The following is a 22828-nucleotide window of genomic DNA, read 5'->3' as shown; positions in this document are numbered from 1 at the left end:
CGGCCACGACGGGCCCGGCGGGCCCGCAGGCCACCGCACGCCCTCCTTCCACGAGATGTGGGCCGAACTGCTGCCCATCGGCCGGCACCCCGACTCGGGCGGCTACCGGCGCTACGCCTGGACCGGGGCCGATGCCGAGTGCCGTGCCTGGTTCCGGGAGCAGGCCGAGCGGCGCGGGCTCGCGTACGAGACCGACCGCAACGGCAACCAGTGGGCCTGGCTGGGGGACCCGGCCGCCGGGGACGCCGTGGTCACCGGGTCGCACCTCGACTCCGTGCCCGACGGCGGCGCCTTCGACGGGCCACTCGGCGTGGTGTCCGCCTTCGCCTCCCTCGACGAACTGCGGTCAAGGGGCGTGCCGTTCGGCCGGCCCCTCGCCATCGTGAACTTCGGCGACGAGGAGGGCGCCCGGTTCGGGCTCGCCTGTGTCGGCTCCCGGCTGACCGCCGGACAGCTCACCGTCGAGCAGGCGCACCGGCTGACCGACGCCGACGGCGTCACGCTGCCCCGGGCCATGGCCGCCGCCGGACACGACCCCGACACCATCGGGCCGGACCCTGAGCGGCTGGCCCGCATCGGCGCGTTCGTGGAACTCCACGTCGAGCAGGGCCGGGCGCTCGACCTGTCCGGCGACCCGGTCGGCCTCGCCGACGCCATCTGGCCGCACGGGCGGTGGCGGCTCGACTTCCGCGGCGAGGCCAACCACGCCGGCACCACCCGGCTCGCCGACCGGCGCGACCCGATGCTGCCGTACGCCGAGACCGTGCTCGCCGCCCGCCGCGAGGCCCGGCTGGCCGCCGCCGTCGCCACCTTCGGCAAGATCGCCGTCGAGCCGAACGGGGTCAACGCCATCCCCTCTCTGGTGCGCGGCTGGCTCGACGCACGCGCCGCCGACCAGACGGCCCTCGACACGGTCGTCACGGGTGTGGAGCAGGCCGCGCGCGAGTACGCCGCCGCCCACGGCGTCGACGTCGACGTGGTCCGCGAGTCCTTCACGCCCGTCGTCGAGTTCGACCACGCCCTGCGCGACGAACTCGCCCGCATCCTGGGGACGCGCCTGAAGGTGCCCGTCCTGGGAACCGGTGCCGGACACGACGCGGGAATCCTCTCCGGGAGCGTCCCGACCGCCATGCTGTTCGTGCGCAACCCCACCGGGGTCTCGCACTCCCCGGCCGAGTTCGCCGCCGAGGACGACTGCGCGGCCGGGGTGACCGCGCTCGCCGACGTACTGGAAGGGCTGGCCCGCGCGTGATCAAGACGACCTACTGGATGGAACACGCCTGGCTCGGCGACCGGGTCGAGCCGGGCGTGGCCGCCGAGGTGGCGAACGGCCGCATCACGGCTGTCCGCAAGGAGACGCCTGCCCCGCCGTCCGGGGCCGAGGTGCTGCGCGGTCTCACGCTCCCCGGGCTGGCCAACGCGCACAGCCACGCCTTCCACCGCGCCCTGCGCGGCACCGTCCAGGTCGGCTCCGGCACCTTCTGGACCTGGCGCGAGGTCATGTACTCGTTCGCCGACAAGCTGACCCCGGACACCTACCACGCGCTGGCCCGCGCCGTGTACGCGGAGATGGCGCTGGCGGGCGTCACGGCGGTCGGCGAGTTCCACTATGTGCACCACGCGCCCGGCGGCACCCCCTACGCCGACCCGAACGCCATGGGCGAGGCGCTCATCGACGCCGCGGCCGAAGCCGGCATCCGCATCACCCTCCTCGACACCTGTTATCTCTCCGCCGGCTTCGGCAGCCCGCCCACCACCCATCAGCGCCGCTTCTCCGACGGCACCGCCGAGGCCTGGGCCACACGCTGTTCACTTCTCAAGGAGCGGGATCACGCACGGATCGGGGCGGCCGTCCACTCCGTACGGGCCGTGCCCGCAGGGCAGTTGGCGACGGTGGCACGGTGGGCGCAGGAGCGGCGGGCCCCGCTCCATGTGCATCTGTCCGAGCAGACCGCCGAGAACAAGGCATGCCTGGAGGCGCACGGCCGCACCCCCACCCGGCTCCTCGCCGACCACGGCGTCCTCGGCCCGCGCACCACCGGCGTGCACAACACCCATGTCACCGGCGACGACATCGCCCTGCTCGGCGGCTCCGGCACCGGCACCTGCATGTGCCCGACGACCGAGCGGGACCTGGCCGACGGCATCGGCCCTGCGGCGGCCCTGCAACGCGCGGGCTCCCCGCTCAGCCTCGGCTCCGACAGCCACGCCGTCATCGACCTGCTCGAAGAGGCGCGCGCCATGGAGCTGAACGAGCGCCTGCGCACCCGCGCCCGGGGCCACTGGACGGCCGCCGCCCTGCTGCGGGCCGCCACCGCCGACGGCCACGCCGCCCTCGGCTGGGACGAGGCGGGCACCATCGAGGCGGGCGCGCTCGCCGACCTCACGACGATCGCGCTCGACTCGGTCAGGACGGCCGGGCCGCTGCCCAGGCTCGGCGCCGAGACCGCCGTATTCGCCGCGAGCGCGGTGGACGTGCGGCACACGGTCGTCGCGGGTCGGCACGTCGTGCGCGACGGGGTGCACACACTCGTCCCCGATGTCCCGCAGGCGTTGGCGGCAGCGGTCGAAGCCCTGCGCGCCTGACGCCCCCGACCAGTCCGCCCCCGACCAGTCCGCCCCCGATCAGTCCACTCTCGACCAGCCCGCCCACGGACAAGGACGCCATGAGCAGCACCGCCATCACCGACATCGCCACGCTGGTCACCAACGATCCCTCCTCCGGCGACGGTTCCCCTCTCGGTCTGATCCAGGACGCGGCCGTCGTCATCGACGGCGACCGGGTCGTCTGGACCGGTGAATCCAGCAAAGCACCCGCCACTGACAATCGCCTCGACGCCCGCGGCCGGACGGTGCTGCCGGGCTTCGTCGACTCCCACTCACACCTGGTCTTCGCGGGCGACCGCACCGCCGAGTTCAACGCCCGCATGTCCGGCCGCCCGTACCGGGCGGGCGGCATCCGGACGACGGTGGCGGCCACCCGCGCCGCCACGGACGAGGAACTGGAGGCGAACCTCACCCGTTACCTGTCGGAGGCGCTGCGCCAGGGCACGACGACGTTCGAGACGAAGTCCGGGTACGGCCTGACGGTCGCCGACGAGGCGCGCTCGCTGCGCATCGCCGCCGCCCACACCGACGAGGTCACCTACCTCGGCGCGCACATCGTGTCACCGGACTACGCCGACGACCCGGCCGCGTACGTCGCCCTGGTCACCGGCGAGATGCTGGACGCCTGCGCACCGTACGCCCGTTGGATCGATGTCTTCTGCGAGCGGGGCGCCTTCGACGGCGACCAGGCTCGGGCGATCCTCACGGCGGGCAGGGCGAAGGGCCTGCACCCCCGGGTCCACGCCAACCAGCTCTCCCACGGCCCCGGCGTGCGCCTGGCGGTCGAACTGGACGCGGCGAGCGCCGACCACTGCACCCACCTCACGGACGCGGACGTCGACGCCCTCGCGAGCGGCAACACCGTCGCGACGCTGCTGCCCGGCGCGGAGTTCTCCACGCGCGCCGAGTGGCCCGACGCCCGCCGGCTGCTCGACGCGGGTGTCACGGTCGCGCTGTCGACGGACTGCAACCCCGGTTCGTCCTTCACGTCGTCCGTGCCCTTCTGCGTCGCGCTGGCCGTGCGGGACATGGGCATGACGCCGGACGAGGCGGTCTGGTCGGCCACGGCGGGCGGCGCCGCGGCCCTGCGCCGCACCGACATCGGCCGCCTCACCCCCGGTGCCTACGCCGACCTGACCCTCCTGGACGCCCCGAGCCACGTACATCTGGCCTACCGGCCGGGCGTGCCCCTGGTGACCGGCGTCTGGCGCCGAGGCACCCGGGTCCTGTGACCCGGGCCACCGCACGCGCCCGCCAACGGGTCGGCCCGGCCGCCCGGTCAGCCGACCCCGCCCGCCGGCGTCGGACGAACAAGGGGCGTCCGTGCAACCCAAGGGGGACGCAGGGACGCCGAGAGGGGGGAGGCTCATTCCTCCAGCGTCAGTCCGTTGCGCAGCCGTACCAACGTCCGTGACAGCAGCCGGGACACGTGCATCTGCGAGATGCCGAGTTCCTCGCCGATCTCCGACTGGGTCAGGCCGGCCACGAACCGCAGGGAGAGGATCTTCCGGTCCCGCGGCGGGAGTTCGGCGATCAGCGGCTTCAACGACTCGACGTACTCGATGCCTTCGAGCCCGTGGTCCTCGTAGCCGATACGGGCCGCGAGCGCTCCCTCGGCGTCGTCCTCCTCGGGCTGGGCGTCCAGCGAGGATGCGGTGTACGCATTGGAGGCCGCCATGCCCTCGACGACCTCCTCGTTCGAGATGCCGAGCCGTTGGGCGAGTTCGGACACCGTCGGGGCGCGGTCCAGCTGCTGGGCCAGTTCGTCACCCGCCTTGGCCAGGTCGAGGCGCAGTTCCTGCAACCGGCGCGGCACGCGCACGGACCACGAGGTGTCCCGGAAGAACCGCTTGATCTCGCCGATGATGGTCGGCATCGCGAAGGTCGGGAACTCGACGCCGCGGGAGAGTTCGAAGCGGTCGATCGCCTTGATCAGGCCGATCGTGCCGACCTGGATGATGTCCTCCATCGGCTCGCTGCGGGAGCGGAAGCGGGAGGCGGCGAACTTGACCAGCGCGAGGTTGAGTTCGACGAGGGTGTTGCGAACGTACGCGAATTCGTGGGTGCCTTCCTCCAGCGACTCAAGCCGCTCGAAGAGGGTCCTGGACAAGGCCCGTGCGTCGACGGGTCCGATCTCGTCGTACGGGGGGATCTCGGGAAGCCCCGCGATGGGATCCAGCTGTTCCGGTGGGAGTGTCGACGTCGCGGTCGGGGTATGCGATGCGTCGAGCCGGGGTGACATGGTGTCCTCCATCGTTCTCGGCATTGGGCTGCCGAAGCCATGCGTGCACTGCGGTGTGCGGCGCCTCCAAAGCCGGCCGTGTCGGTTTGTGTGTCCTTACTAGCCCTACCTGCTTGACCGAGACGGTTGCAAGTGGCTTTTGTTAGCATATGTCCGTTTGTGTGTGGTTGTTCGGCTGTCGGAGTGCGTACGGAAGGCGTAGTGTTCGAGGGCGACCGCGGAGCCCTGGCAGCGCCTGCGCAAGAAGGCACAGGAACAGCACAGGAACAGCACAGGAACACGAGCAGGGCATCGGCGGGACATCAGTCAGCAGCCACGACCTCGGGAGACAGACGGCATGGACCGCGGGACGGTCGGCAGCGCACAGTCGGGCCGGCTTCTGGTGGAGGTGCGGGAAGTGGGCTCCAGCGCCGTGGTGGCACCGGCGGGTGAGCTGGATCACCACACCGCCGATCTGCTGCGCGAGCCGCTCGACGACCTCCTCGACAAGGGCTTCTCGCGACTCGTCGTGGACTGTTCACGGCTGGAGTTCTGTGACTCCACGGGCCTCAACGTGCTGCTCGGTGCCCGCCTGAAGGCGGAGGCCGCCGGGGGCGGGGTGCATCTGGCCGCCATGCAGCCGGTCGTGGCCAGGGTGTTCGAGATCACCGGGGCGGAGGCGGTCTTCACCGTCCACGACACCGTCGAGGCGGCCCTGGTCGACGAGACCGGCTGAGCCCGCCGTGGACCTTCCCGGACCCCCCGAATCGGGGGGTGTTTCGTCCGGTGCGCCGGGCAGGAGACATCCTGGACCGGTCGTCCTCCGGGAGTGTCGCGGAACCGAGGGACGGCCTGTGGGCGATGTATGTGCCGGCGGGTGCCGACCGCATGCTGAACGTGAACTGCTCGATCGTGAACTGGTGAATCGGTGAGGTGAAGCGCTGATGAGCACCACCCGGCCTTACCCGCCGGGCGACCGCGGCCCGGAGCCGAGCGGCGCTTCCGGGGCGTCCGAGGGGGGAGCGCCGGGCGACGGCGCGTCCGCGGGGGCAGCGGCCGTTCCGCCGGAGGGCCCACAGGCCCGCAGGCTCCGTCTGTACGGCGAGAGCGGCGTCGTGCCGCTCGCCCGTGACTTCACCCGCCAGGCGCTGTACGCGTGGGGCTGGCTGCCCGCCGCCTCCGCCGACCAGCGGGCCGCCGCGGAGGACGTGCTGCTCGTCGTCTCCGAACTGGTCACCAACGCGTGTCTGCACGCCGAGGGCCCCGAGGAACTGTTCCTCGCCCTCGACAACAAGGTGATCCGCATCGAGGTCTCCGACCGGGGCACCGGCCAGCCGGCCCCCCGCACCCCGCACCGCGCGGGGCGCCCCGGCGGCCACGGCATGTTCATCGTGCAGCGGCTCTGCCTGGACTGGGGCGTGGTACGGACCCCGGGCACGCCCGGCAAACGAGTCTGGGCCGAACTGGGCGCACCGGCCTGACGGCTCGCATGCGCTTGGCTTGTGCAGCGCGTGTCGGGGTGGCCGAGCCGTAGGGGGTGCGCGGGCCCGGCTTGTGCGGTCTGCGCTGGGCTGGCCTGGGCGGACGCGGCGCGTTCGGGCTGACCCCGCGTGCTGTGTGCGGTTGGCTTGGGTGGCGCGTGTGGGGGTGAGTCGTACGGCTGTGTAGGTCCGAGTGGTGCGGGGTGCGCGGGCTCGGCTTGTGTAGCGCGCGCCGGTCTGCCTCGTGCGCCTTGCGCTGAGCTGGCCTGGGCGGACGCGGTGCGTTCGGGCTGGCGCCCGCGCCCGCGGCTGCCTGGCTTGTGCGGTCTGGGCTGGGCTGGCCTGTGCGGATGAGGTCCGTCCGGCCTGGCGCCCGCGTCCCGCGCTCGCCTGACGTCCGCGCCCCGCGCCCGCCTGACATCCATGCCCCGTGCCCGTCTGACGTCCACACCCCCGCCCCCGTCTGACCCGTGCGTCCGCGTCCGCCTGGCGCTGCGCTCGCCTGACGTCCGCGCCCTGCGCCCGCCTGACATCCGCGCCCCGCGCCCGTCTGACGCCCGCGCCCCCGCGCTCGCCTGACCCGTGCGCCCGCGCTCGCCTGACCCCGCGCTCGCCTGATGTCCGCGCCCCGCGTCCGCCTGTCCCGTGCGTCCGCCTCCGCCTGACGCTGCGTCCGTCTGATGCCCGCCCCGCGCCCGCCTGACGGCCTTGCCCGCCTGACATCCGCGCCCCGCGCCCGTCTGACGTCCGCGCCCCCGCGCTCGCCTGACCCGTGCGCCCGCGCTCGCCTGACCCCGCGCTCGCCTGACGTCCACGCACCGCGCCCGCCTGCCCCCGCGCTCGCCTGACGGCCTTGCCCATCTGATGTCCGCGTCCCGCGCTCGCCTGGCCCATGGGGCCGTTTGGGTGAGGGGTGTGGTGGTTGGGGGCGTTCGGGTGGGGGTGTTCGTGGGTGGTCTCTCCATCCGGGCCCCTCCCTCGTGCGCCGGATCGTCACAACTCCGGGTTGCGTCGTCTCTTCCCTCCTTACGACCCCGGGCGTACCTTGACGGCCGATCTGATGTGCCGTCAGGAATGGGGTGGAGCGTGTCGTACCCGAAACGAACCGCCGCGCTCGCGTCCGCCGCGGTGCTGGCCGGCTCCGTGGTGGTGCTGGTCGCGCCCGCGGCCCGAGCCGATGTCGTCGACGTCGACTACCAGTGCAAGACGCCCATCGGCGACAAGAGCGCCGTGTCGCCCATCGACATCAAGGGCGTAAAGAGCGGCGGCGGCTACAAGATCACCATGTCCTGGCAGAAGGGTGTCTCCTCCAGCCCGGTCGAACTCGGCAAGGGCGCCATGAACCCGAGCGCCACCATCAGGCTGGGCGGCGCCGACAGCGGCACGCTGACGGTGTCGGGTCCGGCCAACCAGGCCGCGATCCCCGCCAACACGCCCATCAAGATCAGCGATCTGAGCGGCACGTACACGCCGAAGAAGTCGGGCAAGGTCACCTTCACGGCGGGCGTCCTCACCATCAAGGCGCTCGGCACCACGACGACCTGTACCCCGTCCAACGACCCCAAGCCCTCGCTGACCCTGGACGTCACGGCGGCCGGCGGCTCCTCGGGCTCCTCGGGCTCCTCGGGTTCGTCCGCGGGCTCCGCCCCCAGCGGCGGCGACTCCGCCGGTCAGCTCCCGCAGACCGGCCCCGAGGACTCCGCGATCGCCCTCGGCACGCTCGGCGGCACCGTCCTGCTCGCCGGTCTGGCCGGCGCCTTGTGGGTGACGCGGCGGAACCAGCCCGTACGCCGCTGAGCCCCCCGGGCCCGACCGCTGGAGCCGCCGATGCCGTCCGCCGCCCGTGCCCTGTGCCTGTCCCTGCTCACCCTGCTGCCCCTGCTCGGCGCCGCCCCGACGACCGCGGCGGCCGACCGGTCCCGTCCCGCCGCGGGGCCCGCCGGGTCCCCGCCGGCCGCCGGGTCCGCCGGCTGGTCCCTCGCGCCCGCCGGCGGCGGACGCCCCTCGTTCTACGCCGAGGGCACGCCCGGCGCGGCCTTGCGGGACACCGTGTCCGTGACCAACCGGAGCAGCCGACCGGTCACGGTACGGCTGCGGGGCACCGGTCTGCGCGTCGGCTTCGCCGACACCGGCGTGCGGGTCCCCGCCCGCACCCGCGCCGACGTCCCGTTCACGCTGGCCGTGCCGGCCGAGGCCGCGCCCGGCGACCGCCCCGGCACGATCGTCGCCCAGGACGGCCACGGCCGGACCGAAACCGTGCGGATCCGGCTGCGCGTCGGCGGACCCGCGCTGTCCGCGCTGACCGTCGAGAATCCGGCCGTGCACGCCGACCGCATCACGTACGAGCTGGTCAACCGCGGTACGACCGTCCTCGTACCGCGGCTCGCGGTGCGCGCGGACGGCGTCTTCGGCCGGGTCCTGGACCGCGCACCGCGCACCCTGCCCGTCCGGCTGGCCCCCGGCCGACGGCTGCGGCTGAGCGAGCCGTGGCCCGACCGGCCCGCCCTGGACGCGGTCGACGTACGGCTGACGGTGACCGCGCCGGGCGGGGCGCGCGCCACGGCGGACACATCGGTGCGGTTCGTGCCCTGGGGCGCGCTCGGCGCCGGGGCCGCCGCGGTGGCGGCCGGCGCGGCGGCACTCGCCGTACGCCGTCGCCGGGGCCGCCGCCCGGCCGCAGCCGAGGGCGAAGTCCCGCGTGGGGAGGTCGAGTTGACGGGAGCGGTGACGTGAGCGGCAAGCTGCGGATTCCGGTGCTGACGGTGGTGCTCGCGCTGTTTCTGCTGCCGCTCGCGGCCCCGGCGCAGGCGGCGCAGCGGCCCGCCGTCGAACTGTCCGCGTCCCAGGCGGGCACCGGAGGGTCGATCACCGTCAGCGGCACCGGCTGGCGGCCGCGCACCCTGCTGATGCTGCTGATCTGCGGGCGGGCCACACCCGGGCGTGGCGTGATCGGTGGCACCAACTCCTGCGCCAACGGCGACGGCCGGGCCGTCACCACCGGCGCCCGGGGCGGTTTCAGCCGGAAACTGCCGGTCGTCGAGCCGCCGGCGCCCTGCCCGTGCGTGGTGCACGTGGCTGCCGTCACCGGTGCGCGGGCTGACGCGGATGCCGCGTTCCAGGTCGCCGGGCACGCCGTCGAGCCGCTGCCCGCCGAGTCCGCCGCCGGGCGTCTCGCCGTGCTGTCCGACACCCGGCTCGACGGGTCCAGCGGGGTGCTCACCTGGTTCGGTGCGCCGCCCTCCCGGACGCTGGTCTTCACCGTGGGCAACCTCGGGTCGACGTCCGTTCGCAACCCGGTGTTCCAGGTCGGCACCGCGCACGGCGTGTTCGCCCCGCAGTGGGACGAGCAGCAGTGGCGCGGCACCCTCGCGCCCGGCAAGAAGGCGCAGATCAAGCTGCCCGTCGAACTCGCGGCCGGGGCGCACGGCGACTACACCGTCTCGCTGCGGTACGGCGGCAAGGTCCTCGCCGAGCAGCCGTGGGGCGTGGGCCGGCCCTGGGGCGTGACGCTGTTCTGGATCCTGCTCTGCCTGGTCGTACCGGCCGCCCTGTTCCGGGCCGGTCTGGCCGTGGTGGACCGGGTGCGGCCGCGCCGGGCGGGCGGTGTGCGCCACCGGGGGCTGCCCCGGCCGGCGTTCCGGCTGCCGTGGCCGACGCTCCGGGCGCCCGGGCCGCGGGCGCCGGACGCCGGGCCCGCCACGACCTCGACCCTGCCGTGGTTCACCCCGCACTCCGGTCCGGGCACGGCCGGTCGGCTCTCCGCACCGCACGACGACAGCCCGACGAGTCCTACGACTCCCACCACGAAGGGACCCACGTGAGCATGCGAAGGAGAGTCACACCGGTCGGCGGACGCGGCGCGGGCGCGGCGGCGGCCGCGCTGATACTCGGCGGGGCGGGTGTCCTGCTGGGAGTGGCCGCGCCGACCGCGCAGGCCGCCGAGGTGTCGTTCGCCACCCACTGCGTACCGCCCGCGGGCATCGACCCGGTGGACGGCACGACGAAGGTCGAGATCACCGCCCCGGCCACCGCGAAGGTCGGCGACACGGTCGACATCGTGTGGAAGTTCGCGCAGGCCGCCTCGAAGAACCCCGACATCATCGATCTGCCCGCGAACTCGGTGCAGCCGTCCGGCACTTTGAAGGCGGCCGGCGCGCAGACCGCGGACATCGCGATGGAGGGGCCGCGCGAGAACCCGGCGATCCCCAAGGGCGGCGCCATGGTGCTGTCCGACATGAAGGGCACGCTGAAGCTGACGGCGCCCGGCGAGGTGACGCTGACGCCTGATGCGTACACCGTCAACGCGATGTCGACGGACACCAAGTGCACGCCGACGGAGACCGTGCAGAAAGCGGCGACCATCGAGGTGACGGCGGGCGACGGGAGTTCGCCGAGCCCCTCGCCCACGCCGTCCGATTCGGCCTCCCCGTCGGCCACCCCCACCCCCACGCCCACCCCGTCCGCATCGGCGAGCGAGAGCGACGGCACCGGCGGCGGCCAGACCGACTTCACCGGCAAGGAGGTCCAGGTCCCCTACGCCTGCAAGACGCCGATCGGCGACAAGAGCGCGACCTCGCCGGTGCAGATCAACGCCAAGAAGAACGGCGGGAGTTATGACCTCACCGTGCAGTTCAAGACGTCGGTGATGGACAGTCCCGCCGACATCCCGAAGGACTCCGTCAAGCCGTCGATGGAGGTGGTCCTGGGCGGCGCCGACAAGGGCACCGTGCATGTGGAGGGACCGATGAACTCCGCCGCCATCAAGTCCGGCGATCCGATCGAGATCCCCGACCTGACCGGCACCTACAAGCCGGGTGCGAGCGGTACGTCCACGCTCTCGCCGGGCGTTCTGACGGTCGAGGCCCTGGGGACCACGACGACCTGCACGCCGACCAAGTCGGAGGTTTCGCTGACCCTCGACACGGCGGCACAGCCGGGTGGGGCCGCGGGCGGTTCCTCGTCCTCGGGCGGCTCGTCGACCGGCGGCAGCGACACCGGTGGTGGCCTGGCCGCGACCGGCTCTGACGACCACGGCGCCGTCAAGGCCCTCGGCCTGGTGGCGGGCACGGCGATCCTGCTGGGCGCGGCGGTCTTCACCTTCATGCCCCGCCGCAGGACCCGATGAGAACCCGAGGCCCCGGCCGCGGCAGCCGCGCGACCGCGCCGCCGCGCGCCCGGGGCCGACAGCAGGCGCCCTGAGCGCCCGGCGCCGACGTACCGAGCCCCCTGACCCACCGAAGTCCCGTCCGCCGTCTCCGCCGGGGGCCTGGTTGCGTAAGAGCCGGGCCCCCGGACCCGCGACCACATCGAGGGGCCTGACCGCGGGTGCCCGAAGCCCGTGGGGTGCCCCTCCGGCCAAGCGGGGCCGGGAGTTCGGGACAGCGTGCGGTGCCGCGGCCAACCGGCTCTTCGCCCGGGGCGGGACATCACCCTGGTGACCACCACGATCGGGTGGGGGACGATCGACGAACGGGCCAGGCACGGACACTCCCAGGACCTCGGCCACCAGCCCTGCCGAAGTCCCTTCCACCGGACCCGCCGAGGGCCCGTCAACGGCCTTGCCGGAGTTCCGACCACCGGATCCGTCGGGAGTCCGTCGACGGCCTTGCCGGAGTTCCGACCGCCGGACCGGCCGGGAGCCCGTCAACGGCCCTGCCGAAGCCCCTCCTCCGGACCCGACGGAGTCCCCTCCTCCGGACCCGACGGAGTCCCCTTCGTCGGGTCCGTTCGGGAGTGCGGCGGCGGGGGCGGCGAGGGTGTTGGTGGGCTGGTGAAGGGGGAGGGGCGCCTCGGGCATGGGCGGGGTGGTCCTCCGGTCGGTCGGCTCGGCTTGGCTCGCGGCAGCGGTCAGTTGACGTCGCCCATCAGCTGCTTCACCTTGTTGCGGTACAGCCACACCGCCGTACCGGCGACGACCGCGAGGGCCGCCTCCAGGGCCACGATGCCCATCTTGTCCAGGTTGACGCCCGCCACGCCGAGCAGACCGGTCGTGGCGTCGCCGGCGGTGACGGCCAGGAACCAGACGCCCATCATCTGGGAGGCGTACTTCGCGGGCGCCATCTTCGTGGTGACCGACAGGCCGACCGGGGAGAGCAGCAGTTCACCGACGGTCTGCACGAAGTAGATCGCGACCAGCCACAGCGCGGCCGCTTTGTGACCGTCCCCGGCGATCGACAGCGGGGCCAGGAAGAGGAAGAAGGACGCGCCGACCAGGATCAGGCCCAGGGCGAACTTCGTCGCCGTGCTCGGCTCCTTGCCGCGCCGGGCCAGCGCCAGCCACAGGGCGGCGAAGACCGGCGCGAACGCCATGATCATCACCGGGTTGACCGACTGGTACCAGGACACCGGGAAGTGCCGGCCGAACACGCTGTTCTCGGCCCGCCCGTCGGCGAAGATCGACAGCGTCGAACCGCCCTGGTCGTAGATCATCCAGAACACGGCCGCGGCGACGAAGAACCAGATGTACGCCGACATCCGGGACTGCTCGGTGCGGTCCAGTTCCTTGTCGCGCTTGATGCGCGCCAGCACCATGACCGGGATGACCAGGCCGGCGACGATGATCGGAACCATCACCCAGTTCAGGGTGTAGACGCCGGAGAAGCCGACGACGGCGTAGAAGACGGCGGCGACGGCCGCCCACAGGGCCGCCTTGCGCAGCGTGGCGGACTTCTCCTGCGCCGACAGCGGCGTCGGCACCACGTTCGAGCGCGGGCTCAGGTGCCGGGTGCCGAGCAGGAACTGGGCCAGGCCCAGCGCCATGCCGAGCGCGGCGAGCGCGAAGCCCAGGTGCCAGTTGACGTTCTGCCCGACGGTGCCGATGACCAGCGGTGCAGCGAAGGCCCCCACGTTGATGCCGATGTAGAAGAGCGTGAAGCCGCCGTCGCGGCGCGGGTCCTCAGGGCCGTCGTAGAGGTGGCCGACCATCGTCGAGATGTTGGCCTTCAGCAGGCCGGAACCGATCGCGACCAGGCCGAGTCCGGCGTAGAAGGTGCCGGCGCTCGGCAGCGCCAGGGTGAGATGGCCGAGCATGATGACCGTACCGGCGACGGCGACCGTCCTGCGGGGGCCGAGGACGCGGTCGGCGAACCAGCCGCCGGGCAGGGCGAGCAGGTACACGAGGGACAGGTACACCGAGTAGATCGCGGTCGCCGTGGCCGCGTCGAGGTGCAGCCCGGCCGGGGCCACCAGGTAGAGCGGGAGCAGGGCCCTCATGCCGTAGTAGGAGAATCGCTCCCACATCTCGGTCATGAAGAGGGTGGCCAGTCCGCGGGGGTGGCCGAAGAAGGTCTTCCCGGTGCCGGGGGTGCCCGGCTGGAGCGAGCCCTTCGTCAGGCTGGACGCCATGGTCGTTCCTTGCTGGTCGGGACGCGCGTGGAGCGTTGCGCGCCCGGTGGGAGGCGGCCGGCACCGGCGGATGGGCCGTCCACCCCACGCCCACGGGGTGTCCCGCCCCGGATCGCGGGGCGGCGGACGGCGACCACCGGGATCCGCGGCCCGTTGCGCGACGATGCGTCCGGGGCCCGGCCAGAGGTCATTCCTTCGAGGCCGGCGCGGGCCGACCCGCACATGAAAGAGACCTCCGGCGTCGAGTACGCGCCAAAGGTCCGCTGTGCACACAGGCGTTCTCACATCACCATACGGCAGGACAGTGCCGGATATGGAAGGACTTGAGACATGGATCACAGGTGTCGGCGGAACCGGGCGCCCGGTTCCGAAGGTCCCTCCAGCGTCGCACCTTCCGTACACAGGTTCGCACCGCTGTCACCCAAGGTAAGAATCCCGGGTCCCGATCACACCCCAGCACGCCGCGTGAGCGGACTACCATCACTCCATGACCCGTGTACTGCTCGCCGAGGACGACGCGTCCATCTCGGAGCCGCTGGCCCGCGCCCTGCGCCGGGAAGGTTACGAGGTCGAGGTGCGCGAGGACGGTCCCACCGCGCTCGACGCCGGAATCCAGGGCGGCGTCGACCTGGTCGTGCTGGACCTGGGCCTGCCCGGCATGGACGGCCTGGAGGTCGCCCGCCGGCTGCGTGCCGAGGGCCACGCCGTGCCCATCCTCATCCTGACCGCGCGCGCCGACGAGGTGGACACCGTCGTCGGCCTGGACGCCGGCGCCGACGACTATGTCACCAAGCCCTTCCGTCTCGCCGAACTCCTCGCCCGTGTCCGGGCCCTGCTGCGCCGCGGCGCAGCGGAGCCGCAGCAGCCGCCGGCCACGCACGGCGTGCGGATCGACGTCGAGTCGCACCGCGCGTGGATGGGTGACGAGGAACTCCAGCTCACCGCCAAGGAGTTCGACCTGCTGCGGGTCCTCGTCCGGGACGCAGGCCGGGTCGTCACCCGTGACCAGCTGATGCGTGAGGTCTGGGACACGACATGGTGGTCGTCGACCAAGACCCTCGACATGCACATCTCCTGGCTGCGCAAGAAGCTCGGCGACGACGCGGCGAACCCCCGGTACATCGCGACCGTGCGCGGGGTCGGCTTCCGCTTCGAGAAGAGCTGAGCCCCTTCGGGGAGCCACCGGGTAGGAGGACATGCGCCGCCGACTGATCCAGTCCACGCTCGCCGTGGTGCTTGTGGTGATCGCCGTCTTCGGTGTGTCCCTCGTCATCGTGGAGACCCGGACGATCAGCAACAGCGCCCAGGAGCGGGTGGACTCCGAGGCGCTGCGGCTGGCCAGCATCGTGGACAGCCGCATCCTCGGCGCGGAGGACGTCACCGCGGACATACTGCGCAACCAGGTCGGCACGGACCAGTACGCGATCATCCGGATGCCCGACCGGCCGCCGATCTCGGTCGGCACCAAGCCGCAGGGCGAGGTCATCCAGTCCAGCGCCGACGGCGAGGAGGGCGAACGGGTCACCGTCCAGGAGCCGCGTTCCTCGGTCACTCGTGAGGTGGGCCGGACGCTGCTGATCATCGGGGCGGTGGCGCTGCTCGCGGTGATCGCCGCGGTGCTGCTCGCGGTGCGCCAGGCGAACCGCCTCGCCTCCCCGCTGACCGACCTGGCGGAGACCGCGGAACGGCTCGGCTCCGGCGACCCGCGCCCCCGGCACAAGCGGTACGGGGTGCCCGAGCTGGACCGGGTCGCCGATGTGCTGGACTCCTCCGCCGAGCGCATCGCGCGGATGCTCACCGCCGAGCGACGGCTGGCCGCCGACGCCTCTCACCAGCTGCGCACCCCGCTGACCGCGCTGTCCATGCGGCTGGAGGAGATCACCCTCACCGACGACCCGGACACGGTGAAGGACGAGGCGAACGTGGCGCTCGCCCAGGTCGAACGGCTGACGGATGTGGTGGAGCGGCTGCTGACGAACGCCCGTGACCCGCGCACCGGTTCCGCGGTCAGCTTCGACCTGGACGAGGTCATCCAGCAGCAGCTCGCCGAGTGGCGCCCCGCCTACCGCAGCGCGGGCCGGGCCATCGTCAGCTCGGGGAAGCGGCATCTGCGGGCGGTGGGCACGCCGGGCGCGGTGGCCCAGGTGCTGGCCGCGCTGATCGAGAACTCGCTGATGCACGGCGGCGGCACGGTCGCGCTGCGCACCCGCGTCACCGGCAACCAGGCCGTGGTCGAGGTCACCGACGAGGGGGCCGGGGTGCCGGCCGACCTCGGCGCCCGGATCTTCGAGCGGGCGATCAGCGGGCGGAACTCGACGGGGATCGGCCTGGCCGTGGCCCGCGATCTCGCGGAGGCGGACGGGGGACGGCTGGAACTCCTACAGGCCCAGCCGCCGGTGTTCGGCCTGTTCCTGTCCCGCACGCCGCCGCTGAAGAAGCCGGACGGGGAACAGCCGACAGTCCGTTGACGCTCCGCCGGGTTTGGCCGGTTTTGGTTGTCTTTCGGCTGCGGCTGCGGCTGAGATGTGGCCGGCCGGGCGGTTGTCCGCCGCTTCGGGGCGCCGGCTAGGAGATCCGCTGGCGCTGGCGGTTCTCCGGGGTCTCCGCCGTCAGGTACGACTCCGCGCCGACCACCGTCTCACGGGCGGGCAGGGTCCGGAACACCCAGCTGCGGTAGGACCAGAAGCGGAACAGGGTCGCGACGGCGATGCCGAAGAACTTGAAGACGTTGCTCTGCAGCGGGCTGTCCCAGCCGAACCCGTACGTCGCGGTGTAGAGGACGCCGTTCTCGATCACCAGGCCGACCACGCTGAACAGCAGGAACAGGGTGAGTTCCCGGGTGCGGCCGCTCTTGTCGCGGTCCCGGTACGTGAAGTAGCGGAAGCCGATGTAGTTGAAGACGATCGCGACGACGGTGGCGATGATGCTGGCCCGAACGACCGGCAGCTCCGTGACGTGCCGTACGAGGTTGAACACGCCCAGATTGACGAGAAGTCCCGCGCCGCCCACGGCGCCGAACTTGGCGACCTCGTGCACAAGCCTTCGCAGCCCCGAGGAACCTGGTTCCATGGTCGTGCAGGCTCCTGTCCGTAGGTTTCGCCGACCCGGCCATGCTAACCAGCGGCCACCGCTCCCGCCTCTGCATCCGGCCACGGGTCGGCAAGAGAGGAAAAAAAAGAGCGGGTGAAATACGGATAAGACGACGGCGGAGAGGAGCGGAATCCGGTCGTCGTGGCGCGACCGATACCCTGGGGGCGTGACGTTCCCGGTAGTCGGCATGATCGGCGGGGGCCAGCTCGCTCGTATGACACACGAGGCGGGCATCCCGCTCGGCATCAGATTCAAGCTCCTCAGTGACACCCCTCAGGACTCCGCGGCTCAGGTCGTCGGCGATGTCGTCGTCGGCGACTACCGCGACCTGGACACGCTGCGCGCGTTCGCGCGGGGCTGCGACGTGATCACCTTCGATCATGAGCATGTGCCCACCGAGCACCTGCGCGCCCTGGAGGCGGACGGCGTCCCCGTCCGCCCGGGCCCCGACGCGCTGGTGCACGCCCAGGACAAGGGGGTGATGCGGGCGAAACTCGACGCCATCGGCGTGCCGAGCCCACGGCACCGGATCGTGGCCGACCCGCAGGACGTGGCCCGCTTCGCCGCCGAGGGCGACGGGTTCCCGGTCGTCCTGAAGACCGTGCGCGGCGGCTACGACGGCAAGGGCGTGTGGGTCGTCCGGTCCGCCGAGGAGGCCGCCGACCCGTTCCGCGCCGGCGTCCCCGTGCTCGCCGAGGAGAAGGTCGACTACGTCCGCGAGCTGGCCGCGAACGTCGTACGCTCCCCGCACGGCCAGGCCGTCGCCTACCCCGTGGTGGAGTCCCAGCAGGTCGGCGGGGTCTGCGACACGGTGATCGCCCCGGCCCCCGCTCTGGACGAGTCGCTCGCGCTGCGGGCCGAGGAGCTGGCGCTGCGCATCGCCAAGGAACTCGGCGTCGTCGGCCACCTCGCCGTCGAGCTGTTCCAGACCCGCGACGGCCGCATCCTCGTCAACGAACTGGCGATGCGCCCGCACAATTCCGGCCACTGGAGCCAGGACGGCGCGATCACGTCGCAGTTCGCCAACCATGTCCGCGCGGTCCTCGACCTCCCGCTCGGCGACCCGCGCCCGCGCGCGAAGTGGACCGTCATGGTCAATGTGCTCGGCGGCGACTACCCCGACATGTACTCGGCGTATCTGCACTGCATGGCCCGGGACCCCCAGCTCAAGATCCACATGTATGGCAAGGACGTGAAGCCCGGCCGCAAGGTGGGGCATGTCAACACCTACGGCGACGACCTGGACGACGTGCTGGAGCGCGCCCGTCACGCAGCCGGCTACCTGAGAGGCACCATCACCGAATGAGCCCCGTTGTTGGCATCGTCATGGGGTCGGACTCCGACTGGCCCGTCATGGAAGCCGCCGCCAAGGCCCTGGACGAGTTCGAGATCGACTACGAGGTCGACGTCGTCTCCGCGCACCGCATGCCGCGCGAGATGATCGCGTACGGCGAGCAGGCGGCGGAGCGCGGACTGAAGGTGATCATCGCGGGTGCGGGCGGCGCCGCCCATCTGCCCGGCATGCTCGCCTCGGTCACCCCGCTGCCGGTCGTCGGCGTCCCGGTCCCGCTGAAGCACCTCGACGGCATGGACAGCCTGCTGTCGATCGTGCAGATGCCGGCCGGTGTCCCCGTGGCCACCGTCTCCGTCGGCGGCGCCCGCAACGCCGGTCTCCTCGCGGCCCGTATCCTCGCCGTGCACGACGACGAACTCCTCGCCCGTATGCGGGACTTCCAGCAGGAGCTGAACGACCAGGCGGCCGAGAAGGGCAAACGGCTGCGCGCCAAGGCCGAAGGATCGAACGGCTTCGGTTTCGGGAAGTGACGGGTATGACCTCACTGGACGAAGCCAGGGCGCTGCTGCGCGAGTACCCCGTGGTCGACGGCCACAACGACCTGCCGTGGGCGCTGCGCGAGCAGGTCCGTTACGACCTCGCCGCCCGTGACATCGCCGACCACCAGAACGCGCATCTGCACACCGACCTGCCACGGCTGCGCGAGGGCGGCGTCGGCGCGCAGTACTGGTCGGTGTACGTCCGCTCGGACCTGCCCGACGCGGTCCCGGCCACCCTCGAACAGATCGACTGCGTACGGCAGTTGCTGGCCCGCTACCCGAAGGACCTGGCGCCCGCGCTGACCGCGGCCGACATGGAGGCGGCGCGCGCGGACGGCCGTATCGCCTCGCTCATGGGCGCGGAGGGCGGCCACTCCATCGCCTGCTCGCTGGGCACCCTGCGGGGCCTGTACGGCCTGGGCGTGCGCTATATGACGCTCACCCACAACGACAATGTGCCGTGGGCGGACTCGGCGACCGACGAGCCGAACGTCGGCGGCCTGTCGGCCTTCGGCCGCGAGGTCGTGCGGGAGATGAACCGGCTGGGCATGCTCGTCGATCTGTCCCATGTGGCGGCGACGACGATGCGGGACGCGCTGGACGCGACGTCCGCGCCGGTGATCTTCTCGCACTCCTCGTCCCGTGCCGTGTGCGACCACCCGCGCAACATCCCGGACGACGTCCTCGAACGGCTGTCCGCGAACGGCGGTATGGCGATGGTGACGTTCGTCCCGAAGTTCGTGCTCCAGGCCGCCGTGGACTGGACGGCCACGGCCGACGACAACATGCGCGCGCACGGCTTCCACCACCTCGACACGACGGAGGAGGCGATGAAGGCCCACCGGGCCTTCGAGGAGGCGCACCCGCGTCCCGTCGCCACGGTGGCCACCGTCGCCGACCACCTGGACCACATGCGCGAGGTCGCGGGCATCGACCACCTCGGCATCGGCGGCGACTACGACGGCACGGCCTTCACACCGGACGGCCTGAACGACGTCTCCGGCTATCCGAACCTGATCGCCGAACTGCTCGACCGCGGCTGGTCCACATCCGACCTGGCCAAGCTGACCTGGCAGAACGCGGTACGGGTGCTGGGCGCGGCGGAGGACGTGGCCCGCTCGCTCCAGACGACGCGCGCCCCGTCCAACGCCACGATCGAGTCCCTGGACGGCTGACCCTCCGGGCCGGCCGGCCGCTACAGCCGTCCACCCCGCCCGACGAGGCGACCGGGGCGGCCCGGGGCACTGGTCCGACGCCCCGACCGCCCACGTCCCGCCCCGGTGGCCTTACGGGTGATCCACGGAGCGGTAACGCGCTACGGGCGCGACGGTGTCACGGGCGCCGTTCCGGTCAGCCGGCGCACAGGCAGAACGGGTGGCCGGCCGGGTCCGCGTACACCCGCCAGGTGCGCGAGCGGTCCGCCGTGTCGAGCGGGGTCGCGCCCAGGGCGAGCACGCTCTCCTCGGCCGCGTCCAGGTCCGCCACCATGAGGTCCAGGTGGAACTGCTGGGAGTGGTCGGGCGCCGGCCACTTCGGCGGCACATGCCCGGGTGCCGCCTGGAAGGCCAGTGTCTGCCCGCCGGGCACCTTCAGGTCCACCCAGTCGGGCTCCTCGGGGTTCGCCTCGACGGTGCCGCCCACCACCTCGGCGTAGAACCCGGCGAGCGCGCGGGGATCGGGACAGTCCAGGACGACGGCGCCCAGCTTGGCGTAGGTCATGACTTCCTCCTCGATCGCTGGTTACCCCCAGATCGGGGATACAGGTAACCGTTACTGCATGCTGCCGCATGGGAGGTAACGTCGCAAGCATGAGTGAGCGATCGCCCGCACCCGGTGGACTCGCGCTGATCGAGAGCCTGGTCAACACCCTGGACATCGAGTCGGGCGCCGACGCGCTCGACACGGCGGACGGTCGGGCGCGCCTCGGAATCGGCGCCGAGGAACTGCCTGCGGCGCGCGAACTGCGCGAGTCGCTGCGCGCCACCCTGCTCGCCCACGCGGGCCACCCGCCGCACCGCGAGGTGACCCCGCTCGGCCGGCTGCTCGCGCACGCCCCGCTGTACCTGTCCGTCGACGACCAGGAGGGCGCCGCGGCCCTCGCCCCCGCCGCCGACGGCTCTCCGCTGCTCTTCCGGGTCGCCGCCGCCGTCGCCGAGGCGCTGGTGGCCGGCACCTGGATGCGGCTGAAGGCGTGCGAGGCCGTGACCTGCCACTGGGCGTACTACGACCGCAGTCCCGCGGGCCGCGGCCGCTGGTGCTCGATGCAGGTGTGCGGGGCGCGCGCGAAGATGCGCCGGTACCGGGCCAAGGAGGCGGGGTAGGGACCCCGTTCCCCGGCCGCGCCCCGGCCCGGTGCGGCAGAATGCACCAGGACGCCGGTTCGGCCGACTGAGCCTCGGCCGAACCGGCGTCCCTCTGCCGTGTGCCGGGCGTGCTTTCGCAAGTTGCCGGCCGGTTCGGCCTCGTGGGCATGCCGAGCCGCCGTGTGGTGAAGGGGGGCCACCCTTGTGCGCCCCGAGGCCTCCGAAAGCCGCCGGTGGGATCGGTTCTGGGAGCAGTCCGGAACGGCTCGGGTTCTTTCCGGGGACCGGCGTGGTGGGTTACGCGGTTGGGCGGCCCATGGCGCGGTAGGTCCAGCCGGCGCGGCGCCACAGGTCGGGGTTCAGGGCGTTGCGGCCGTCGAGGATCACCTTCGCCGCGGCCACCGCGCCCAGCTCGGCCGGATCCAGTTCGCGGAACTCCCGCCACTCGGTGAGGTGCAGGACGACGTCCGCGCCGCGCACGGCCTCCAGCGCCGAGTCCGCGTAGCCGAGCGTCGGGAAGACCCGGCGGGCGTTGTCCATGCCCTTCGGGTCGTACACCGTCACCTGACCGCCCTGGAGATGGATCTGGCCCGCCACGTTGAGCGCGGGCGAGTCCCGGACGTCGTCCGAGTCGGGCTTGAAGGCCGCCCCGAGCACCGCGACCCGCTTGCCCAGGAAGGAGCCGCCGCCCAGCGCCTCCCGGGCCATCTCGACCATCTGGCCGCGGCGGCGCATGTTGATGGAGTCGATCTCGCGCAGGAAGGTCAGCGCCTGGTCGGCGCCCAGTTCGCCGGCCCGCGCCATGAACGCCCGGATGTCCTTGGGCAGACAGCCGCCGCCGAAGCCGATCCCGGCGCGCAGGAACTTCTTCCCGATCCGGTCGTCGTAGCCGATGGCCTCGGCGAGTCGGGCCACATCGCCGCCGGCGGCCTCGCACACCTCCGCCATCGCGTTGATGAACGAGATCTTGGTGGCCAGGAAGGAGTTCGCGGAGGTCTTCACCAACTCGGCGGTCGGGAAGTCGGTCACCACGAACGGCGTGCCCTCGGCGAGCGGCGCCGCGTACACCTCGCGCAGCAGCTTCTCCGCCCGCTCGCTGCGCACGCCCACCACGATCCGGTCCGGGTGCAGGGTGTCCTCGACGGCGAAGCCCTCCCGCAGGAACTCCGGGTTCCAGGCCAGTTCGGCGTCGGCGCCGGCGGGCGCGTGCGCGGCCAGATGGGCGGCCAGGCGGTCCGCGGAGCCGACGGGCACGGTGGACTTGCCGACGACGAGGGCGGGACCGGTCAGATGCGGCGCGAGGGAGGCGATCGCCGCGTCGACGTACGACATGTCCGCCGCGTACTCGCCGTGCTTCTGCGGGGTGTTCACACAGACGAAGTGCACATCGCCGAACTCGGCGACCTCGGCCCAGTCCAGGGTGAACCGCAGCCGCCCGGTGGCGCCCTCGATGCCGGCCACATGCCGCCGCAGCAACTCCCTGAGCCCCGGCTCGTACATCGGGACCTCGCCCCGCTGGAGCAGCGCGATCTTCTCGGGCACGACGTCGAGCCCCAGCACCTCATAGCCCAGTTCGGCCATGGCCGCGGCGTGCGTGGCGCCGAGATAGCCGGTTCCGATCACGGTGATCTTCAGGCTCATGGGTGCTCCAGGGGGAACGGATGTGATGCGAGGCCCGAGCATAGCCGGGGCCCGTCTGCGCCCTGCGGCGGGCAATGGGCCCGCTGTCGCCAAGCTCACGTGGGCGCCGGGCCGGCGGCCCCCTAAAATCTTGGTTACTCAACGGTAATCAGCGACCGCATCAGTAACCCCTGCGTCCTTGGAGCGTGAGAGACCGTGACCGGATCGCCCGAATTCGACCTGTACCGTCCGTCCGAGGAGCACGAGATGCTGCGTGCGTCCGTGCGTGCGCTGGTGGCGGCGAAGATCGCGCCGTTTGCCGCGGAGGT

At 72.4% G+C, this 22828-nt stretch carries 21 protein-coding genes; 16 read left to right on the top strand and 5 right to left on the bottom strand.

Going from position 1 to position 22828, the window contains the following annotated elements:
• The first annotated feature begins 55 nt into the window (after positions 1-55).
• The 3 genes from ACFYTE_RS10610 to hutI all read left to right on the top strand — a co-directional run bounded on the left by ACFYTE_RS10610 (position 56) and on the right by hutI (position 3839).
• The gene (locus tag ACFYTE_RS10610; protein ID WP_388708350.1) at positions 56-1252 is read left to right on the top strand and encodes an allantoate amidohydrolase; all 1197 of its coding nucleotides are present in this window, start codon (positions 56-58) and stop codon (positions 1250-1252) included.
• Positions 1253-1269: 17 nt separating this feature from the next.
• Positions 1270-2586 (top strand): formimidoylglutamate deiminase, encoded by a 1317-nt coding sequence (locus tag ACFYTE_RS10605; RefSeq protein ID WP_388708347.1) that lies wholly within the window; start codon positions 1270-1272, stop codon positions 2584-2586.
• A gap of 80 nt (positions 2587-2666) precedes the next feature.
• Positions 2667-3839 carry an imidazolonepropionase gene (gene hutI / locus ACFYTE_RS10600; protein WP_388707659.1) on the top strand — a complete coding sequence of 391 codons (1173 nt, stop codon included), beginning with the start codon at positions 2667-2669 and terminating at the stop codon, positions 3837-3839.
• A gap of 134 nt (positions 3840-3973) precedes the next feature.
• Here the strand turns inward: hutI and ACFYTE_RS10595 are convergent, their stop codons facing one another.
• On the bottom strand, positions 3974-4849 hold the full coding sequence (locus ACFYTE_RS10595; RefSeq protein ID WP_388707656.1) for an RNA polymerase sigma factor SigF: 876 nt from the start codon (positions 4847-4849) through the stop codon (positions 3974-3976).
• Positions 4850-5186: 337 nt separating this feature from the next.
• On the opposite strand from ACFYTE_RS10595, the gene ACFYTE_RS10590 reads away from it, so the two are divergent.
• The 7 genes from ACFYTE_RS10590 to ACFYTE_RS10560 all read left to right on the top strand — a co-directional run bounded on the left by ACFYTE_RS10590 (position 5187) and on the right by ACFYTE_RS10560 (position 11434).
• A complete protein-coding gene (locus ACFYTE_RS10590) occupies positions 5187-5564 on the top strand; it encodes an STAS domain-containing protein (protein WP_388707653.1) in 378 nt (125 codons plus the stop codon).
• Between the two features lie 50 nt (positions 5565-5614).
• Positions 5615-5752, top strand: coding sequence for a hypothetical protein (locus ACFYTE_RS10585; RefSeq protein ID WP_388707651.1), 138 nt, complete (start codon positions 5615-5617; stop codon positions 5750-5752).
• A 20-nt stretch (positions 5753-5772) separates the two neighbouring features.
• Complete coding sequence (locus tag ACFYTE_RS10580; RefSeq protein ID WP_388707648.1) at positions 5773-6309, top strand: ATP-binding protein; 537 nt, start codon at positions 5773-5775, stop codon at positions 6307-6309.
• Positions 6310-7395: 1086 nt separating this feature from the next.
• Positions 7396-8106, top strand: coding sequence for an LPXTG cell wall anchor domain-containing protein (locus tag ACFYTE_RS10575; protein WP_388707646.1), 711 nt, complete (start codon positions 7396-7398; stop codon positions 8104-8106).
• 30 nt (positions 8107-8136) lie between these two features.
• On the top strand, positions 8137-9042 hold the full coding sequence (locus tag ACFYTE_RS10570; RefSeq protein ID WP_388707644.1) for a hypothetical protein: 906 nt from the start codon (positions 8137-8139) through the stop codon (positions 9040-9042).
• Positions 9039-10130: a hypothetical protein gene (locus ACFYTE_RS10565; protein ID WP_388707641.1), complete on the top strand. Its 1092-nt coding sequence runs from the start codon at positions 9039-9041 to the stop codon at positions 10128-10130. The genes ACFYTE_RS10570 and ACFYTE_RS10565 overlap by 4 nt, the downstream gene beginning before the upstream one ends.
• A 2-nt stretch (positions 10131-10132) precedes the next feature.
• Entirely contained in the window at positions 10133-11434 is a 1302-nt protein-coding gene (locus ACFYTE_RS10560) for a hypothetical protein (RefSeq protein ID WP_388707639.1), read from the top strand.
• 722 nt (positions 11435-12156) lie between these two features.
• On the opposite strand, the gene ACFYTE_RS10555 is transcribed toward ACFYTE_RS10560, so the two are convergent.
• Entirely contained in the window at positions 12157-13653 is a 1497-nt protein-coding gene (locus ACFYTE_RS10555) for an oligopeptide:H+ symporter (RefSeq protein ID WP_388707636.1), read from the bottom strand.
• A 487-nt stretch (positions 13654-14140) separates the two neighbouring features.
• On the opposite strand from ACFYTE_RS10555, the gene ACFYTE_RS10550 reads away from it, so the two are divergent.
• Both ACFYTE_RS10550 and ACFYTE_RS10545 read left to right on the top strand, forming a co-directional pair.
• Positions 14141-14818, top strand: a complete 678-nt coding sequence (locus tag ACFYTE_RS10550) for a response regulator transcription factor (RefSeq protein WP_138048974.1) — start codon at positions 14141-14143, stop codon at positions 14816-14818.
• Between the two features lie 31 nt (positions 14819-14849).
• Entirely contained in the window at positions 14850-16121 is a 1272-nt protein-coding gene (locus tag ACFYTE_RS10545) for an ATP-binding protein (protein ID WP_388707634.1), read from the top strand.
• Positions 16122-16218: 97 nt separating this feature from the next.
• Here ACFYTE_RS10545 and ACFYTE_RS10540 read toward each other — a convergent pair whose 3' ends face one another.
• Positions 16219-16722: a GtrA family protein gene (locus ACFYTE_RS10540; protein ID WP_388707632.1), complete on the bottom strand. Its 504-nt coding sequence runs from the start codon at positions 16720-16722 to the stop codon at positions 16219-16221.
• Between the two features lie 187 nt (positions 16723-16909).
• On the opposite strand from ACFYTE_RS10540, the gene ACFYTE_RS10535 reads away from it, so the two are divergent.
• The 3 genes from ACFYTE_RS10535 to ACFYTE_RS10525 are packed head-to-tail and all read left to right on the top strand — an operon-like array spanning position 16910 to position 19751.
• The gene (locus ACFYTE_RS10535; protein ID WP_388707630.1) at positions 16910-18049 is read left to right on the top strand and encodes a 5-(carboxyamino)imidazole ribonucleotide synthase; all 1140 of its coding nucleotides are present in this window, start codon (positions 16910-16912) and stop codon (positions 18047-18049) included.
• A 20-nt stretch (positions 18050-18069) separates the two neighbouring features.
• On the top strand, positions 18070-18567 hold the full coding sequence (gene purE / locus ACFYTE_RS10530) for a 5-(carboxyamino)imidazole ribonucleotide mutase (RefSeq protein ID WP_388708344.1): 498 nt from the start codon (positions 18070-18072) through the stop codon (positions 18565-18567).
• Positions 18568-18572: 5 nt separating this feature from the next.
• Positions 18573-19751: a dipeptidase gene (locus ACFYTE_RS10525; protein ID WP_388707628.1), complete on the top strand. Its 1179-nt coding sequence runs from the start codon at positions 18573-18575 to the stop codon at positions 19749-19751.
• 175 nt (positions 19752-19926) lie between these two features.
• Here the strand turns inward: ACFYTE_RS10525 and ACFYTE_RS10520 are convergent, their stop codons facing one another.
• Complete coding sequence (locus ACFYTE_RS10520) at positions 19927-20295, bottom strand: VOC family protein (protein WP_388707625.1); 369 nt, start codon at positions 20293-20295, stop codon at positions 19927-19929.
• 89 nt (positions 20296-20384) lie between these two features.
• Between ACFYTE_RS10520 and ACFYTE_RS10515 the strand changes: the two genes are divergently transcribed.
• The gene (locus ACFYTE_RS10515; RefSeq protein ID WP_388707623.1) at positions 20385-20897 is read left to right on the top strand and encodes a CGNR zinc finger domain-containing protein; all 513 of its coding nucleotides are present in this window, start codon (positions 20385-20387) and stop codon (positions 20895-20897) included.
• A 279-nt stretch (positions 20898-21176) separates the two neighbouring features.
• On the opposite strand, the gene ACFYTE_RS10510 is transcribed toward ACFYTE_RS10515, so the two are convergent.
• Positions 21177-22520 (bottom strand): UDP-glucose dehydrogenase family protein, encoded by a 1344-nt coding sequence (locus ACFYTE_RS10510; RefSeq protein ID WP_388707621.1) that lies wholly within the window; start codon positions 22518-22520, stop codon positions 21177-21179.
• Between the last annotated feature and the right edge of the window lie 308 nt (positions 22521-22828).

Origin of the sequence: Streptomyces sp. NPDC004629 (genome assembly GCF_042873595.1) — a bacterium.
Classification (GTDB): Bacteria; Actinomycetota; Actinomycetes; order Streptomycetales; family Streptomycetaceae; genus Streptomyces.
This window is presented reverse-complemented; position numbering and strand designations above follow the sequence as displayed.

Excerpts from the sequence above, each read along its gene's own strand:
- ACFYTE_RS10610 (WP_388708350.1), top strand. The coding sequence starts at position 56 with ATGTGGGCCGAACTGCTGCCCATCGGCCGGCACCCCGACTCGGGCGGC.
- ACFYTE_RS10605 (WP_388708347.1), top strand. The coding sequence starts at position 1,270 with ATGGAACACGCCTGGCTCGGCGACCGGGTCGAGCCGGGCGTGGCCGCC.
- hutI (WP_388707659.1), top strand. The coding sequence starts at position 2,667 with ATGAGCAGCACCGCCATCACCGACATCGCCACGCTGGTCACCAACGAT.
- ACFYTE_RS10595 (WP_388707656.1), bottom strand. The coding sequence starts at position 4,849 with ATGTCACCCCGGCTCGACGCATCGCATACCCCGACCGCGACGTCGACA.
- ACFYTE_RS10590 (WP_388707653.1), top strand. The coding sequence starts at position 5,187 with ATGGACCGCGGGACGGTCGGCAGCGCACAGTCGGGCCGGCTTCTGGTG.
- ACFYTE_RS10580 (WP_388707648.1), top strand. The coding sequence starts at position 5,773 with ATGAGCACCACCCGGCCTTACCCGCCGGGCGACCGCGGCCCGGAGCCG.
- ACFYTE_RS10570 (WP_388707644.1), top strand. The coding sequence starts at position 8,137 with ATGCCGTCCGCCGCCCGTGCCCTGTGCCTGTCCCTGCTCACCCTGCTG.
- ACFYTE_RS10560 (WP_388707639.1), top strand. The coding sequence starts at position 10,133 with ATGCGAAGGAGAGTCACACCGGTCGGCGGACGCGGCGCGGGCGCGGCG.
- ACFYTE_RS10555 (WP_388707636.1), bottom strand. The coding sequence starts at position 13,653 with ATGGCGTCCAGCCTGACGAAGGGCTCGCTCCAGCCGGGCACCCCCGGC.
- ACFYTE_RS10550 (WP_138048974.1), top strand. The coding sequence starts at position 14,141 with ATGACCCGTGTACTGCTCGCCGAGGACGACGCGTCCATCTCGGAGCCG.
- ACFYTE_RS10545 (WP_388707634.1), top strand. The coding sequence starts at position 14,850 with ATGCGCCGCCGACTGATCCAGTCCACGCTCGCCGTGGTGCTTGTGGTG.
- ACFYTE_RS10540 (WP_388707632.1), bottom strand. The coding sequence starts at position 16,722 with ATGGAACCAGGTTCCTCGGGGCTGCGAAGGCTTGTGCACGAGGTCGCC.
- purE (WP_388708344.1), top strand. The coding sequence starts at position 18,070 with ATGGGGTCGGACTCCGACTGGCCCGTCATGGAAGCCGCCGCCAAGGCC.
- ACFYTE_RS10525 (WP_388707628.1), top strand. The coding sequence starts at position 18,573 with ATGACCTCACTGGACGAAGCCAGGGCGCTGCTGCGCGAGTACCCCGTG.
- ACFYTE_RS10520 (WP_388707625.1), bottom strand. The coding sequence starts at position 20,295 with ATGACCTACGCCAAGCTGGGCGCCGTCGTCCTGGACTGTCCCGATCCC.
- ACFYTE_RS10515 (WP_388707623.1), top strand. The coding sequence starts at position 20,385 with ATGAGTGAGCGATCGCCCGCACCCGGTGGACTCGCGCTGATCGAGAGC.
- ACFYTE_RS10510 (WP_388707621.1), bottom strand. The coding sequence starts at position 22,520 with ATGAGCCTGAAGATCACCGTGATCGGAACCGGCTATCTCGGCGCCACG.